This is a genomic window from Grimontia hollisae CIP 101886, assembly GCF_000176515.1.
GTDB classification, from domain to species: Bacteria; Pseudomonadota; Gammaproteobacteria; order Enterobacterales; family Vibrionaceae; genus Enterovibrio; species Enterovibrio hollisae.
Window position 1 is genome coordinate 793,077 of record NZ_ADAQ01000013.1, and the last position, 14,318, is coordinate 807,394.

Genomic DNA, 14,318 nt, shown 5'->3' on the forward strand with positions numbered 1-14,318 from the left:
AGTCCGCTAAGTGACCGAGAGAAAGCATGAAATCAACGCCGCATAAGTGCCAAATAAGGCAGTGATTTAACGTTCCCAGTACGCTTCTTCTAACGAATCTTCCTTCTCCGGCAGGCCGCGTGACAGACGCGGCGAATGTTGTGCCAACACTTCATAGCTGACGCGGTTGGCATATTTACAAACCTGAGAAAAAGAGCTGTATGTCAGGAAAGTGTGCACGTGCTTACTGGAGTTTGGCACGTTTTCACGGTGATAACGGTTCGCCGACATATCATGAAGCAAGGCTGACAGGGCGCCGTCACCCGCACCGTTGGTATTCTTGATGCGTTCCGGTCCCCCCATATACGGCGCAATGTGCGAGTAAACCTTGAATGGGTTCTCACAGTCTGATTTTCTCATCGGGCGGCTGAACTCGTAGCGGTTAAATTCCGCAATCGAGCCGGGCAGCAGTGGCAAAGTGGTTTCACGCTTGGCGTCTTCCTCCGTGTAGCCCGCCATGTAAAGACCCACCGGGCCGGCAGTACACAGCACCATATCTACCCACTCCAGTGCTCTGTCAGCAGCCAGAAGTGGATCAGACTCACCTGTTAGAGCTTCCGCCTCTTCTTCGTTCATTGCCACCACAGAGACATGTTCCGACAAGAAATCACGCCACCATTGTGGATTACTTTGGATAACGTATTTGGTTCCCATGGTCATAACCACTGGCACATCATACTTTTTCGCGTACTCAATGGCCTTCATGGTTGCCTGCGGCATTGGGTCACCTTCTTTGCAGCGAACCAGATATGCGGTCAGCACCAACGCTGATGCGTTTTTGAAGATGTGCTCAGGAATGGAATCTGGGCGCAATTGGTTCATCAAGCCTTCACTGATGGCGAAGGTGCGTTCACCCTCGTCACTGATCAGCGTATAACAACGACCGATTGGTCCCTGAACCGCCTGAAGGTAGTTTAAGTCCATGCGGCTTGATGTGTTACACAGGTAACGGTAGGCATAACTCCCGATTGTGATGTCCTGACTCATGACCCCCAGCAGGATCGATTTGTCATCAGCCAGCGTAGAGTAGTTGTGCAGTGTATTGCCGATGGTACCGCCTGCAAATTCGTGACTGATCATGTTGTTCTCTTTCAGTTCTTGGTAAAGCGCTTCCGCGCGCTTGTCATCAATCACCAGAGAATGGCCCTTGCTCAGTGCGTATTTCGCAATAAACTCATCACCTACTTTCGCTTCAATATCCACCAACGTCTGATCGATACCGATAACATGAGGACGCTTCAACTTACGTTGCTCACTGGCTTGCACCAGAAGTGGATCGCGTGCGTGGACAGGAAAGTAATGCTTAGACTTGCGTTGGCCCGGGAATTTCATGATTCAATGTGTCATTGTTGTGGCGAAAACGAGAATTCTATCACACTAATTTCAACGGGGAACATTTCTGTTAAGCATATACCCCGCCTGAATACCTGCCAGGGTATAAAACAAAGCGCAATGGCAATATCACCAATGTGCGGTGTTTCTCTCCACCAGCATTTTCATCATCGCAATGTGCGCAGGTGAATCATTCAAACATGGGATATACCTGAATGTTTCGCCGCCGGCTTCGATAAAACTTTCATGGCACTGTTCTGAAATCTCTTCCAGGGTCTCCAGACAATCAGCAGAAAACGCTGGAGTGATCACATCCAAGCGCTTCACCCCTTCTTTCGGCAATTGTTCAAGGGTTTTGTCTGTGTAGGGCTGGAGCCACTCTTCACGGCCAAAACGGGATTGGAATGTGGTTTTCAGCGGTACGTCATTACCTAGCCGTGCAGCGAGTTTCTCCGTCGTCGCCAGACAATGGGATTGATAGGGATCGCCGTTGTCCGCGTAACGTTTGGGAATGCCATGATAAGAGCATAGCAGCATGTCAGGCTTGCCATGCTCTGCCCAGTGCGCTTCGACAGACTGCGCCAGAGCCTCTATATAGCTCTCTTCACCGTAGTAGTGATTAACAAAGCGAAATTCCGGCAATACTGACATCTGCTTTAACGATTTTGCCAGCTTGTCAAACACCGCGGCCGTCGTGGTGCTGGAATATTGGGGGTATAAGGGCAAGACAAGGATTTTCTCACAGCCACGTGCTTTCAGTGCTTCTACACCGCTTAGAAGGTTTGGATTTCCGTATGTCATACCGAGCTCAACCGGAAACCCGGTCTCACGCTCCAGCGCGTCTTTTTGCCGCATGGAATACACCATCAACGGCGACCCTTCTTCCATCCAGATAGTTTGATAGAGATTTGCCACTTTGGGGGAACGGGAAGGAAGGATAATGCCATGCAAAAGCGGACACCATAACCAACGCGTCATATCTACGACTCGCGGATCATGGAGGAATTCACTGAGGAACGCTTTGACTGCTTGAGCGGTTGGCGCTTCCGGTGTGCCAAGATTTGCCAACAACACGCCTATTTTGTTGTTTTTATTTTCCATTTCGTCCTGCAACACAGTTAGGTTTTCAACAGAGAATACCATTACTTTTCCCTAAGAGAAAAAGATCAAAAAAGGGCAATCCCTATGATTGCCCTTTTTTCAACGCATGGGGTATTAATCCAGTGCTTTTGCAATTTCTGCGCTTACTTCAGCCACTTGCTTGGTACCATCAAATTTCAGGTATTTGGTGTTGCCAGCTTCTGCTTCTTTTGAGTAGTAAGCAATCAGTGGGGCTGTTTGCTCGTGATATACACCCAGACGCGCACGCACGGTTTCTTCTTTATCGTCATCACGGACAACCAGATCTTCACCAGTGATATCGTCTTTACCTTCCACTTTAGGTGGGTTGTAAACCACGTGGTAAGTGCGTCCTGATGGCAAGTGCGCACGGCGACCACTCATACGCTCTACGATGACACTGTCTGGCACATCAAACTCAAGGACGTAGTCAATCTCTACACCGATATCTTTCAGGCCATCTGCCTGAGGAATCGTGCGAGGGAAGCCATCCAGTAGGAAGCCTTTCGCACAGTCTTCTTGTGCAATGCGCTCTTTAACCAGACCCAGAATGATATCGTCAGATACCAGTTGGCCTGCGTCGATAACTGCTTTCGCCTGTTTGCCCAGCTCGGTGCCGGCTTTGATTGCTGCACGCAGCATGTCACCCGTGGAAATTTGCGGAATACCATATTTTTCCATGATGAACTGCGCTTGAGTCCCTTTACCAGCACCTGGTGCGCCCAGAAGAATGATGCGCATAGTTATCCCCTTTCTTTACTTTGGAGTTTCGCAAAAACACGAAACATACACGGATATTGATACCTAAACAACCTTATACCCGACGTTTTCAACACAATTGGCGCTGATTGCCGCCTTTGTCTCCCAATGCCTGCATGATCTATGACACTGGGAATTTATAGGGAGTATTTTACAAAATGGTCTAGGTATGGATGCAACAAGCCCAGCAATCCCGCTGGGCTTGGTTGTAGTTATAACGAAATTGAATCGTTGTTCAATTAGCCTTTAGTCAGAAGCTGATTGACCGCACTCAGGAATTGGGAAGGATCATCCATTGAACCACGCTCTGCCAGCATAGCCTGGCCTAGCAGCATCTCCACCCAACGGCCAAAGACTTCTTCATCCGCCTCATCGGCCATTTGTTTAACCAGTGCATGTTCAGGGTTCATCTCAAAGATGTATTTCACTTCCGGCGCTTCCTGACCCGCTGCTGCTAACAGTTTCGCCATCTGTGTGCCCATATCAAACTGATCGGTGACAACAACCGCTGGCGTATCAGAGAGCTTAAAGGTCGCACGTACATCTTTCACACGATCGCCCAAATACGCTTTGGTACGCTCAACCACGGAAGCAAATTCTTTCTCGGTTTCTTCGCGTTTCTCTTTCTCGGCATCGTCTTCGAACTTGCTCAGATCCAGATCCGCTTTGGTGATCGCCTGGAACTGTTTGCCGTCGAACTCTGGCAGGTAGCTCATCAGCCATTCGTCGATACGGTCGTACATCAAAATGACTTCAATGCCCTTCGCTTTGAATTGCTCCAGGTGTGGGCTGTTTTTCGCCGCCTGATAAGAATCTGCTGTCAGGTAGTAAATCTTATCCTGCTCTTCTTTCATGCGCGACACATAATCTGCCAGCGATACGGTTTGCTCGCTGCTGTCAGTTGCCGTAGATGCAAAGCGAAGCAGACCAGCAATTTTCTCGCGGTTTGAGAAATCTTCCGCTGGGCCTTCTTTCAGTACCAGACCAAACTCTTTCCAGAACTTCTGGTATTTTTCTGCATCGTTACTCGCCATACGCTCAAGCATGGTCAATACGCGTTTTGTACACGCATTGCGCAGCGTCTGGGTCACTTTGTTATCCTGGAGGATTTCACGTGACACGTTCAGTGGCAGATCATTCGAGTCAATCAGACCACGCACGAAACGCAGGTAGCTCGGCATAAACTGAGACGCATCATCCATGATGAATACACGCTGGACATACAGTTTCAGGCCATGTTTGTGGTCACGGTTAAACAGGTCCCAAGGCGCTTTTGAAGGAATGTACAGCAAGCTGGTGTAGTCATTCTTACCTTCAACGCGGTTGTGGCTCCACTGCAGTGGGTCAGCAAAGTCGTGGGACAAATGCTTGTAGAACTCGTTATATTCTTCGTCAGAAATGTCTGATTTTGAACGGGTCCACAGCGCCTGTGCTTTGTTGACTTTCTCCCATTTCCCTTCGCCGGTCTCTTTACCTTCGTCGTCGCGCTCTTTCTCCCACATTTCAACTGGAATACCAATGTGGTCAGAGTATTTGCCGATCACATCGCGCAAACGCCACTCGTTCAGGAACTCTTTATCATCTTCGCGCAGGTGAAGGGTGATAGCCGTACCACGGCTCGCTTTTTCGATACCTTCGATGGTGTATTCGCCTTCACCCTCAGATTCCCACTTCACACCTTCAGATGCCGTCGCACCGGCTGCACGGGTAGAGACAGAAACCTTGTCAGCAACGATGAACGCAGAATAAAAACCTACACCAAACTGGCCAATCAATTGGCTGTCTTTCGATTGGTCTTCTGACAGTTGTTTAAAGAAATCAGCCGTGCCGGATTTGGCAATAGTACCCAGGTTCTCAATCACCTCTTCACGGGTCATACCAATACCGTTATCCTCGATAGTCAGCGTGCCAGCGTCTTTATCTACGCTCAGGCGAACACGCAGCTCACCGTCGTTTTCATAAAGTGCAGCATCTGAAAGCGCCTTGAAACGCAGCTTATCAGCGGCATCAGAAGCGTTGGAGATCAGCTCACGCAAAAAGATCTCTTTGTTGGAATAGAGTGAGTGGATCATTAAGTGCAGTAGCTGCTTCACTTCCGATTGGAAGCCACGTGTTTCCTTACTTTGTAGAGTTGCTTGATCGCTCATTTTAACCCCTGACTAACTTGTATTTTAGTTGTATCACTCCCTGTAAATATGGCCGCGATTTCTCAATTCAAGGGGAAGTATATATTTTTTGATTTCTTGAGCTGATTTTCTTACTTAAGGTATAATCGTCATAGTTTTTAGCCATTTCAGGCGCTATTTACCTCAAGCCTGAGGTTGACCCGCTAAACCGCTCAAGATTCGCGCAGGTAAAAAATCGAATGTTAAATAAATCGAACCGTTACCTTCTGGGTGAGCGTTTTGTTTTCTCTCCCAGTGACAGCTCTTTGATCGATCTTTATGAAAATGATGATTTGATTCGTCTGGGCAGTAACGAGTGCCGAGTTCTGATGGTTCTGATCGAAGAGCCACACGCCATTGTTACCCGAAACCGTATACATGATTTTGTATGGAGAAAGCAGGGTTTCGAAGTGGATGATTCCAGTTTAACCCAATCCATTTCCACCCTTCGCAAGAGCCTGAAAGATTCAACAAAAAGCCCGATGTTTGTAAAAACCGTGCCCAAACGTGGATATCAGGTTGTTTGCTCTGTTGAAGTGTATAACGAGCAGGAAGTCGAACTGCCCGAACCAGCTGCATCTGTCATTGATGAGACCGCAGCGAAAAAGGAGCCTGAGCTTCTTTCCGACAATACTGCCCAGACACTCCCTCTTCCTGACGCTGTTGCAGAGCAAACTGAGCCCAAAGTCTCCACCAACGCCACTGCCCCTGCGAAAATGCCATTGGGCTCATGGGTGGCGCTTGTTTTAACACTGCTCGTGCCACTGGCTTTTCAGATCGCATCTAATCCAAATCCAAAATCAGAAGCGTTTCGCGAGATCCTGACCATCGAGAACGTACCCGTTTATATCCCTGTGACGAACGCACGCATTTCTCAATGGCAGCCGATGGTTCAACGTTGTGTGGAAAAATATATCGGTTTCTATGGTAAGGAAAGAGAGTTAGAAGAAGTCATTGTGACGGGTGGTCAGGATAACCACATTTCCCTGAACTATATCCACAGCGCCAAAGATGCGGACGACAACATTACCTATGTACTTCTAACCAGCCAACAAGGGAGCGACGCAATATGCCGATGAGCCACAATATGCCAAGACGTCGCGATCAACTAAAGCGATATGGGCCTTTTGCCTTACTGCTGATCTCCATTATCGCCAGCGCCTGGGTATTCCTTGGGGAGGATATACGAACTGCAAACCTGTTGCTGTCGAAAGAATGGAAGTCACGCATGATTAACCACATTGAAGAGGCACACTACCGTGATGTCGCCGGGCTTACAGAGAGCGAGCAACAAAGCAACATGGTGTTTTTGCCGGACAATACTTATTCGCGTGATACGCAGATCGTCCTGAAAAACGAAGAGGAAAATACGCAGGTTGTCATGTCCATTTCCGAATCCGGTGAATGGGAGGTCAGTGGCGGGTATCTCAAACTCAAACTGGGCAGCATCAAGGATGTGACCACCGGAGACACGGAAGATTTTTCAGAAGAAGATCTGACATTGGTCCGTACTTTCTACCGTTTGGGTGCGGAAAAAGTGCGCCGTATAGACGTCTTGAATGACGGTTCACTGTTGCTGACCAGCCTGAATCACGGCTCACTGGTGCTATACAGCAAATCGTAACACTATGTAAAATATAGAAAAGGCCGCTGAGCGGCCTTTTCTACTTATCCTAAGCGGTGTCGCCCAATAATGGAATGGGAAAGCGTGGTGCCATCCACCAGCTCCAGCTCCCCTCCCATCGGCACGCCGTGTGCAATACGGCTGGCAATAACACCATGCTCACTACACAGTTCACTGATGTAATGTGCAGTCGCCTCACCTTCAACCGTTGGGTTGGTAGCCAGGATAAGCTCCGAAATTGATTCTGATGAAAGACGCTTTTCCAGCAAATCCAGACCAATGTCAGAAGGACCGATACCGTCCAGCGGTGAAAGGTGCCCCATCAACACAAAGTAACGACCAGAGTACTGTCCTGTTGCCTCAATTGCCGCAATGTCTGCCGGACTTTCTACCACACAGATTTGTCCGTTTTCCTGACGGCGGGGATTGGCACAGATAGCGCACTCCTCTTCTTCCGTGAAAGTACGGCATTTCTCGCAGTGGCCAATGTCTGTCATCGCTGACAGTAACGCTTCTGACAGCTTCACGCCGCCTTGTCGGTTGCGTTGCAACAAATGAAACGCCATGCGTTGTGCCGATTTGGGGCCAACCCCCGGCAAGCAACGCAAGGCTTCCATCAATTGTTCAAGCAAATGGCTTGTACGCATTCTTAGAACGGCATTTTAAAGCCTGGTGGCATCTGCATACCGCCAGTCACAGATGCCATTTTCTCTTTTTGCGCTTCTTCAATACGGCGCGCTGCATCATTGAACGCTGCAGCAATCAGATCTTCCAGCATCTCTTTTTCATCTTCTTCCATCAGGCTGTCATCCAGCTCTACGCGACGAACACTGTGGCTGCCGGTAATGGTGACTTTCACCAGACCTGCGCCCGCTTCGCCGGTCACTTCCATGTTTGCAATCTCTTCCTGCATTTTCTGCATGCGCTCTTGCATCAGCTGCGCCTGCTTCATCAGGTTGCCCATTCCGCCTTTACCAAACATATCTCTCTCTCTATTTTGCTTGGAGGTGCCGATGTGGTCATCGACAGCTCATTAGGTTTATATAGGTCTAATGCTCTCTTCATCAAGCTGCGCGGAGAAGCGCTGCAAGATGAAGCGAACGTTGGGATCTGTTTTCAAGCTCTGTGATGCTTGAGCGAGTTTTTCCGTGTACAACTTGTCCCGCCACTCCAGTGGCGTGGTACCTGCCTGCCCCAGCGTAACAGACAAGGTGACACCACCCCCGAGTTGCTGGCTTAATGCCTGAACCAGTGCTGTCTGAGCCCGCTCCGTATTGAGGTGAGCCTGCTCTTCTCGAAGACAAAGATGAATGTGATCGCCATTGCGCTCCATCGATGCGTTCAACGCCATCTGCTTCACCAGCCTCGGTGCGTCGAGCGCGGTTGCAATGCGACACCATTCATCCAGTTCGACAGACTCTTTTTCGAGTTTATCGCGCATTTCCGGTGTGCGCTCATGTTGCAACGCTTTTTTGATGTTATCCGGCGTTACCGTAGCAGGCCTATCGGCCTGAGCCTTTGTCAAGGAAGGTGTCCAGCGGTATGCCTCATCTTTTGGGCCAGCATCAACCTGTGGCTTCGCCTCTGCCTGAAAACTGGCGCGCTCAGCTGGCTTATGTTTCGCCGTAATGCGGTCAATGACCGACAGTGCATCACTGCCGGCAGATACCGCACTACTCTTTTTTGGCGACTGGCCCTCTTGCTGTCGAAGACGGCTTCTTAGCATATTGCGGGCAGCCAACAGACTATTGGCAGAAGATATCGTCCCCTGGCTTCCTGTTACTTGGGTGGGATGGGCCTGTCCAGACGGTGTCTGTTGCGGAAAACTGTCATAGCCAGTCTCAACCTCCCGCTGTGCTTCCATTTCCATGGCTGCCATATGGGAAGACAACTGAGGATCTTCCTGTGGTGGCGTAGACGCAACGTCCGGTGTTGGCTGGGTTGGTGGTTGCTGAACTGTACGGCTTGCCTCGACCTGTGCTTTCAGCATTGCCAACCGATCATTTGCCTGGGGGGATGCCGTAACAGGTACAGGCTGAGTTGTAGGTACTGATACAGCACTTGGTTCAAACTGCTGTGACGTTACCGGACGGAAAGCCAGCATACGCAGCAACACCATTTCCAACCCTGCACGCCCATCCGGCGCGTAAGGTAAGTCCTGCCGTCCTTGCAGTGCAATTTGGTAAAACAGCTGGACATCCTGTGGTGACACCAACTTACCCAGAGCAAGAATACGCTCTGCATCTGGTGATGAGCCATCGACAGATTCCGGTAACGCCTGCGCCATTGCTACACGATGCAATTGGCTGGCAATCTCTTTAAGCAGACCGTCCCATTCTACTCCGACCTCTGCGAGGTGAGTCAGACATGCCAATACATGGTTTGCGTGCCCTTCCGCAAGCGCTTCAAGCAGCAAGATAGCCTGATCGGTGCTGAGGGTACCCAGCATTTCTGTCACCTGCCTTTCCTGCACCACGCCATTGCCCAATGCAATTGCCTGATCGGTCAATGATAAAGCATCACGCATACTGCCTTCGGCCGCCCGGGCTATCATCGACAATGCCCGTGTTTCAGCGGGTACAGATTCTTGTTCCAGCACATGGCTGAGCTGATCTTTAATCTGGGTGACATCCAGGTGTTTCAGATGAAACTGAAGACAACGGGATAAAATGGTGACAGGCAGTTTCTGCGGATCTGTCGTTGCCAGCAAGAATTTCACATACTCAGGCGGTTCTTCCAGCGTCTTTAGCAGCGCATTGAAGCTGTGACGGGAAAGCATGTGGACTTCATCTATCAGATAGACTTTATAGCGGCCACGGGCAGGTTTGTACTGGACGTTATCCAGCAAGTCACGGGTATCTTCGACCTTGGTACGCGATGCCGCATCAATCTCGAGCAGATCAACAAACCGCCCCTGTTCAATTTCCTGGCAGGTCGCACACACACCACAAGGCGTAGAGGTAATCCCCTGCTCGCAGTTCAAACCTTTGGCAAAAATCCGGGCGATGGTTGTTTTCCCTACGCCCCGGGTACCGCTGAAAAGGTAGGCGTGGTGCAATCGATTATGATCGAGTGCATTGGCCAATGCAGTCAAAACATGGGACTGGCCAACCACATCGCGAAACTGGTGTGGTCGCCATTTTCTGGCTAGTACCTGATAACTCATGCGTGATAAATTCTGTCTGTAGTCTTCCGCCATGCTAGCACAGACACAAAAAGAGCGCGATCCTGCCGATCACGCTCTACAAGGCTGTTTGGTTCAAACGGTGAATTAATGACCGTCAAACTGGCAAATGCTGTATACATCAATGCCCATCGCGTGAAGGCGCTGCTCTCCACCGATGTCTGGCAGATTAATAATAAATGCGGCATGTGTTACATCACCACCCAGACGGCGGATCAACTTTGTCGTGGCTTCAATGGTTCCCCCCGTCGCCAACAAGTCATCGACCATCAATACTTTATCACCTTCCACAATCGCGTCGGTGTGAATTTCCAGTGTATCGGTGCCGTATTCCAGTTCATAACTTTCACTGATCACCTCACGTGGCAGCTTCCCTGGTTTGCGCACAGGAATAAAACCAATGCCCAGTTCTAAAGCCAGTGGTGCGCCAAACAGAAAGCCCCGGGACTCAGTGCCAACAATTTTGGTGAACCCCCGGTCTTTATATTTGTTGACCAGTAACTCGATTGTCGCTTTATACGCCTCTGCGTTTTCCATCAAGCTGGTGATATCACGAAACATGATGCCTGGCTTCGGGTAATCAGGGATGGTTTTGATACTGTTTTTGATAAATGCGATTTTGTCTTGGCTCATATTGATTCACTACACAGCGTGGCTTCTGATAATACTCTGGACGTTACTGGCCCCATTTTCGTGCTCGTCACCGAACCGTAGCAGGGGATGCGAAACCGCCATGTTATGTATTTTCAGGGACGCGGGCAACCGGTTCGATTTCACGTAAACGGTTAATCCATATTAAAAGTACAGCTGCCATCACTACCAACATGGCTTTGTGCCAAAGTTCAGGAACAATGACGATAGAAAATGAAAAGCTCAGCACAATAAACACACTCGCACGTCGCTTAACCTTTTTGTCTATCGCCCGGTGCTGTTGCCAGTTGTTAATTACCGGCCCGAATGTAGGATGACCATGCAGCCATTTCGCAATACGCGGTGAGCCCCGCATAAAACAGGCACTGGCCAGCAAAAGAAACGGGGTGGTGGGTAATAGCGGGAGAAAGATACCAATGACACCAAGGAAGACACTTAGCCAACCCATCGCCAGCAAAAGCAGTCGTTTAAACGATAATTTCACGCTTCCTCCCGGGTATTGTTTTACCGGCTAAACATACCAATCCACGTCAGCGTAGCGGGCAGTGTTGGGAGCAGTAATACCGCGATCATGCCCAGAAAATACGCAAAATTAAACGGGTCTTTAAAGTTAGCGTCCATCTTTATATATCCTTCTTGTTCTGACTATCATTAGAAATGAACCGCAATATACCTGTTTCGACGGCCACTAAATACCGACAAACCGTAAGGTCTATTGACCTTTGGGATTATCTCATTTTGTCTTGATATATATCAGAACAAAGACAGGCTATTTCACTAGACTGTTCGGTTATAATGCGCACCGAGACATAACAACAATGATTAATAAAAAAACTGTAGCACAACTACAACAAAAGCTAGCAATTGAGAAAGAAACGGTACGCAGCAGGTTGGAAGAAACGCTGATGAGCCTGACAGGACAAGATGTCACAAACGTACCGACTGCCTATCTCATCAAGCTGTGTCGACACGAAACAGCCCCATCCATTCATGCCGACGGCGTTCGTTTAGAGAAAATTGATGCTGCATTGTGTGCAATTCACACCGGGTTATTTGGTCTGTGTGCAGACTGTGAAGAGGAGATAGAACTGGATGATATTCTTTTCGACCCTACCGAATCGCGATGCCGATCCTGCCGCACTCACAGCCGTTATCACCACGCTTAATGTGGCCTCTCTTGAGGCCATGGTTCTTATAAGACTGCGTAAAATCAATCACAAAAACGCTATTGAAAATCTTGCTCAACCATCCATCTTTTGAATGATTTTTTTTCTTCATTAGTTGCTTTCGTGTACCAAAGTTTCAACTGAGAAAGCACGTCACCCTTTATACTGACACGACCATCATCTTCGAACGAAACAAGCACGTCTTCAAGATCTTGAGGTTTACCACCATCAAATACAATGCCATTTTCTCGATTATATTCAGCAATCACCTTTTCCATGTTGCCAAAAGACCCAAAACCACTTCCAGTGAGTTTCTCAGAGGCTAGCACAGTCACAGATCCTGCCGTTGGGTTTCTCAATTCCCAAATAGGCTCTCTAAAGAATGCCGTTGCCTGGCTTTCAAATTTAAGTTTGGGAATGCTTAAAACGACATCCTCTTTCCCCATTTCAAATTCCATCACATAGGGTTTTGATGTAAAAATCGTTGAGCGCGAACCGCGTTTCACTTCATCATCATACCTTGCAACGATTTGGTAAGTACCAGGAGAAAGCACTACAACCTTATCTGCGTGATCACCATAACGTTTAGCATCTTTTCCATTTATTAACAGTAATTCCAACCCATTCTCAGCACTTAACGTCCCAGCAAGCGCCCCCCCTGAGAACAAACATAACAACGCGAAAACCAGACCTTTTAGCATTTCTTTACCTTATACAAAAAAACCGCCCTACAGGCGGCTTTAATAATGACGCGATTAAACTTGGCTTAGAATTTTACTTCCATACCCAGCACATAACCTGTGTCAGTGTCTATATCAACATTGCCTACTTTACCATCTGCGACACCAACTTCTGCATACACCATTGCATTGCTGTGCAGCTTATAGGTGGCATTCGCGTAAATGCTGTCTGCATCCCCATCGAGATTTCCACCTTTACCTTTGCTGTCAAGGTAGTCATAGCCAATGGCAAAAACAAGCTTCTCACTGGCTTGGTAACCAGCTGAGATACCAAATACATCAACTTCATCACCAACAGCATTGTTAGTGTGTAGTTCGTAGTCTAATTGGCCGTAGCTGAGTGCCAGATCAAACTGGTCGTTAATCGTCCAATCCAACTCAGCGTTAAAGCCTTTAATATCTTCGCCATCTACGTCTTCACCATCATAGAAGTAGATGCGACCGTCAAGACCTTCATAACGCGCACCAATACGGCCACCGATGATCTGGCGACCATCTGTTACGTCCGACTTGTTAGTATCCAAATCTACGTTTGCACCTGCATAGAAAGTGCCGTTGTCGTAAACCCACTTGATAACTTGACCACCTTCAGTCTGAACAAAATCAATTTGCTCATAACCTAATTCGTAGTCTTTTTGGTTGCCTGCATCATCAGAAAGAAGCAGTTGGCGACCAAACGTAACCGTACCAAAATTACCACCCAAACCGACATAAAGTTCGTCGTTTTTCACTGTGCCGTTATCGTTAGAAACAGTAACACCAGTAGCAAACTGATCTTCGTATTTGAAGCCCATACCCGCCACTGCATTTAGACCGTCGGCCACTTCAATAGATGTGGTAAGAAGAAGGTCTGCATCATCAATGCGCAAGTAAGCATCTTCGGTTGTGCTGTAATCTTTGAAATACTGAATTTCTGCTGCACCGCTTAGGTCAACTGTGACACCGTCTGCATCGTAAAGGTTAACGCTTGCTTGTGCCGCACCAGCAGCCAGCAGAGCTGGAACTGCCATCGCTAGGATAGTCTTTTTCATGTTAATCCACTGCCTTTTCTTTATTAGTTTGGAATTCCTGTGTCGGAATTCCTTTTATGTTTGTACTTGTCACAGCGTCACGAAAACACGGAAACAAGTACGCTTAAACGTCGAAACTTAGAGTGCAGAGAAATCTAAAATCTGTCAAATTACATAAAAACAACATCAAAAAATAAAAAACACGATTAACAACAAACAGTTACAAAGCAAACATCGAGAAGGTTCACGAAATTGAAGCGATACCATCAAAAATCTTTAAAATTAGTCATACCACCACAACAGGTTAAAATTCTGTAAATTAACAATTTTTGATGGGTATTTGGAGTTATATTTTGTCATTAGGTGATTTATACAGTGAATGGCATTCCCTTTGGATTTCATAGTGATAGCTAATATTAGTTCAATTGATATTCGTGATATACATCGCATAAATTGAAATGAATAATCGAATACTTGAACTCTTTCACATTATCCATCCGTGTTATACTGCGCCTCCATCACCGTTATT

The 14,318-nt window shown here is 48.0% G+C and carries 14 protein-coding genes; 3 read left to right on the top strand and 11 right to left on the bottom strand.

Annotation, left to right across the window (positions count from 1 at the left end; all coding sequences use genetic code 11):
* Window positions 1–66 precede the first annotated feature (66 nt).
* The 4 genes from VHA_RS16420 to htpG all read right to left on the bottom strand — a co-directional run bounded on the left by VHA_RS16420 (window position 67) and on the right by htpG (window position 5,396).
* A complete protein-coding gene (locus tag VHA_RS16420) occupies window positions 67–1,371 on the bottom strand; it encodes an inosine/guanosine kinase (protein WP_005506363.1) in 1,305 nt (434 codons plus the stop codon).
* Window positions 1,372–1,500: 129 nt separating this feature from the next.
* Window positions 1,501–2,472 carry a ferrochelatase gene (gene hemH, locus VHA_RS16425; RefSeq protein WP_040529313.1) on the bottom strand — a complete coding sequence of 324 codons (972 nt, stop codon included), beginning with the start codon at window positions 2,470–2,472 and terminating at the stop codon, window positions 1,501–1,503.
* A gap of 114 nt (window positions 2,473–2,586) precedes the next feature.
* Window positions 2,587–3,231 carry an adenylate kinase gene (gene adk, locus VHA_RS16430; RefSeq protein ID WP_005506367.1) on the bottom strand — a complete coding sequence of 215 codons (645 nt, stop codon included), beginning with the start codon at window positions 3,229–3,231 and terminating at the stop codon, window positions 2,587–2,589.
* Window positions 3,232–3,488: 257 nt separating this feature from the next.
* Window positions 3,489–5,396 carry a molecular chaperone HtpG gene (gene htpG, locus VHA_RS16435; RefSeq protein WP_005506369.1) on the bottom strand — a complete coding sequence of 636 codons (1,908 nt, stop codon included), beginning with the start codon at window positions 5,394–5,396 and terminating at the stop codon, window positions 3,489–3,491.
* Window positions 5,397–5,614: 218 nt separating this feature from the next.
* Here htpG and VHA_RS16440 point away from each other — a divergent pair, with 218 nt between their 5' ends.
* Together VHA_RS16440 and VHA_RS16445 are read left to right on the top strand one after the other, a co-directional pair.
* Window positions 5,615–6,493, top strand: coding sequence for a transcriptional regulator (locus VHA_RS16440; RefSeq protein ID WP_005506370.1), 879 nt, complete (start codon window positions 5,615–5,617; stop codon window positions 6,491–6,493).
* 8 nt (window positions 6,494–6,501) lie between these two features.
* Window positions 6,502–7,038 (top strand): regulatory protein ToxS, encoded by a 537-nt coding sequence (locus VHA_RS16445; protein WP_226926531.1) that lies wholly within the window; start codon window positions 6,502–6,504, stop codon window positions 7,036–7,038.
* Between the two features lie 44 nt (window positions 7,039–7,082).
* Here the strand turns inward: VHA_RS16445 and recR are convergent, their stop codons facing one another.
* The 5 genes from recR to VHA_RS16470 form a co-directional block, all read right to left on the bottom strand.
* Window positions 7,083–7,685, bottom strand: a complete 603-nt coding sequence (recR, locus tag VHA_RS16450) for a recombination mediator RecR (RefSeq protein WP_005506375.1) — start codon at window positions 7,683–7,685, stop codon at window positions 7,083–7,085.
* 2 nt (window positions 7,686–7,687) lie between these two features.
* Complete coding sequence (locus tag VHA_RS16455) at window positions 7,688–8,020, bottom strand: YbaB/EbfC family nucleoid-associated protein (protein ID WP_005506377.1); 333 nt, start codon at window positions 8,018–8,020, stop codon at window positions 7,688–7,690.
* A gap of 57 nt (window positions 8,021–8,077) precedes the next feature.
* The gene (dnaX, locus tag VHA_RS16460) at window positions 8,078–10,204 is read right to left on the bottom strand and encodes a DNA polymerase III subunit gamma/tau (RefSeq protein ID WP_005506379.1); all 2,127 of its coding nucleotides are present in this window, start codon (window positions 10,202–10,204) and stop codon (window positions 8,078–8,080) included.
* A gap of 105 nt (window positions 10,205–10,309) precedes the next feature.
* Complete coding sequence (apt, locus tag VHA_RS16465) at window positions 10,310–10,855, bottom strand: adenine phosphoribosyltransferase (RefSeq protein ID WP_005506381.1); 546 nt, start codon at window positions 10,853–10,855, stop codon at window positions 10,310–10,312.
* A 103-nt stretch (window positions 10,856–10,958) separates the two neighbouring features.
* On the bottom strand, window positions 10,959–11,357 hold the full coding sequence (locus VHA_RS16470) for a YbaN family protein (protein ID WP_005506383.1): 399 nt from the start codon (window positions 11,355–11,357) through the stop codon (window positions 10,959–10,961).
* Between the two features lie 334 nt (window positions 11,358–11,691).
* On the opposite strand from VHA_RS16470, the gene VHA_RS16480 reads away from it, so the two are divergent.
* Complete coding sequence (locus VHA_RS16480; protein ID WP_005506386.1) at window positions 11,692–12,039, top strand: TraR/DksA family transcriptional regulator; 348 nt, start codon at window positions 11,692–11,694, stop codon at window positions 12,037–12,039.
* A gap of 59 nt (window positions 12,040–12,098) precedes the next feature.
* Here VHA_RS16480 and VHA_RS16485 read toward each other — a convergent pair whose 3' ends face one another.
* Complete coding sequence (locus VHA_RS16485; protein WP_040529141.1) at window positions 12,099–12,740, bottom strand: YccT family protein; 642 nt, start codon at window positions 12,738–12,740, stop codon at window positions 12,099–12,101.
* Between the two features lie 65 nt (window positions 12,741–12,805).
* On the bottom strand, window positions 12,806–13,810 hold the full coding sequence (locus tag VHA_RS16490; protein ID WP_040529142.1) for a porin: 1,005 nt from the start codon (window positions 13,808–13,810) through the stop codon (window positions 12,806–12,808).
* Window positions 13,811–14,318 lie beyond the last annotated feature (508 nt).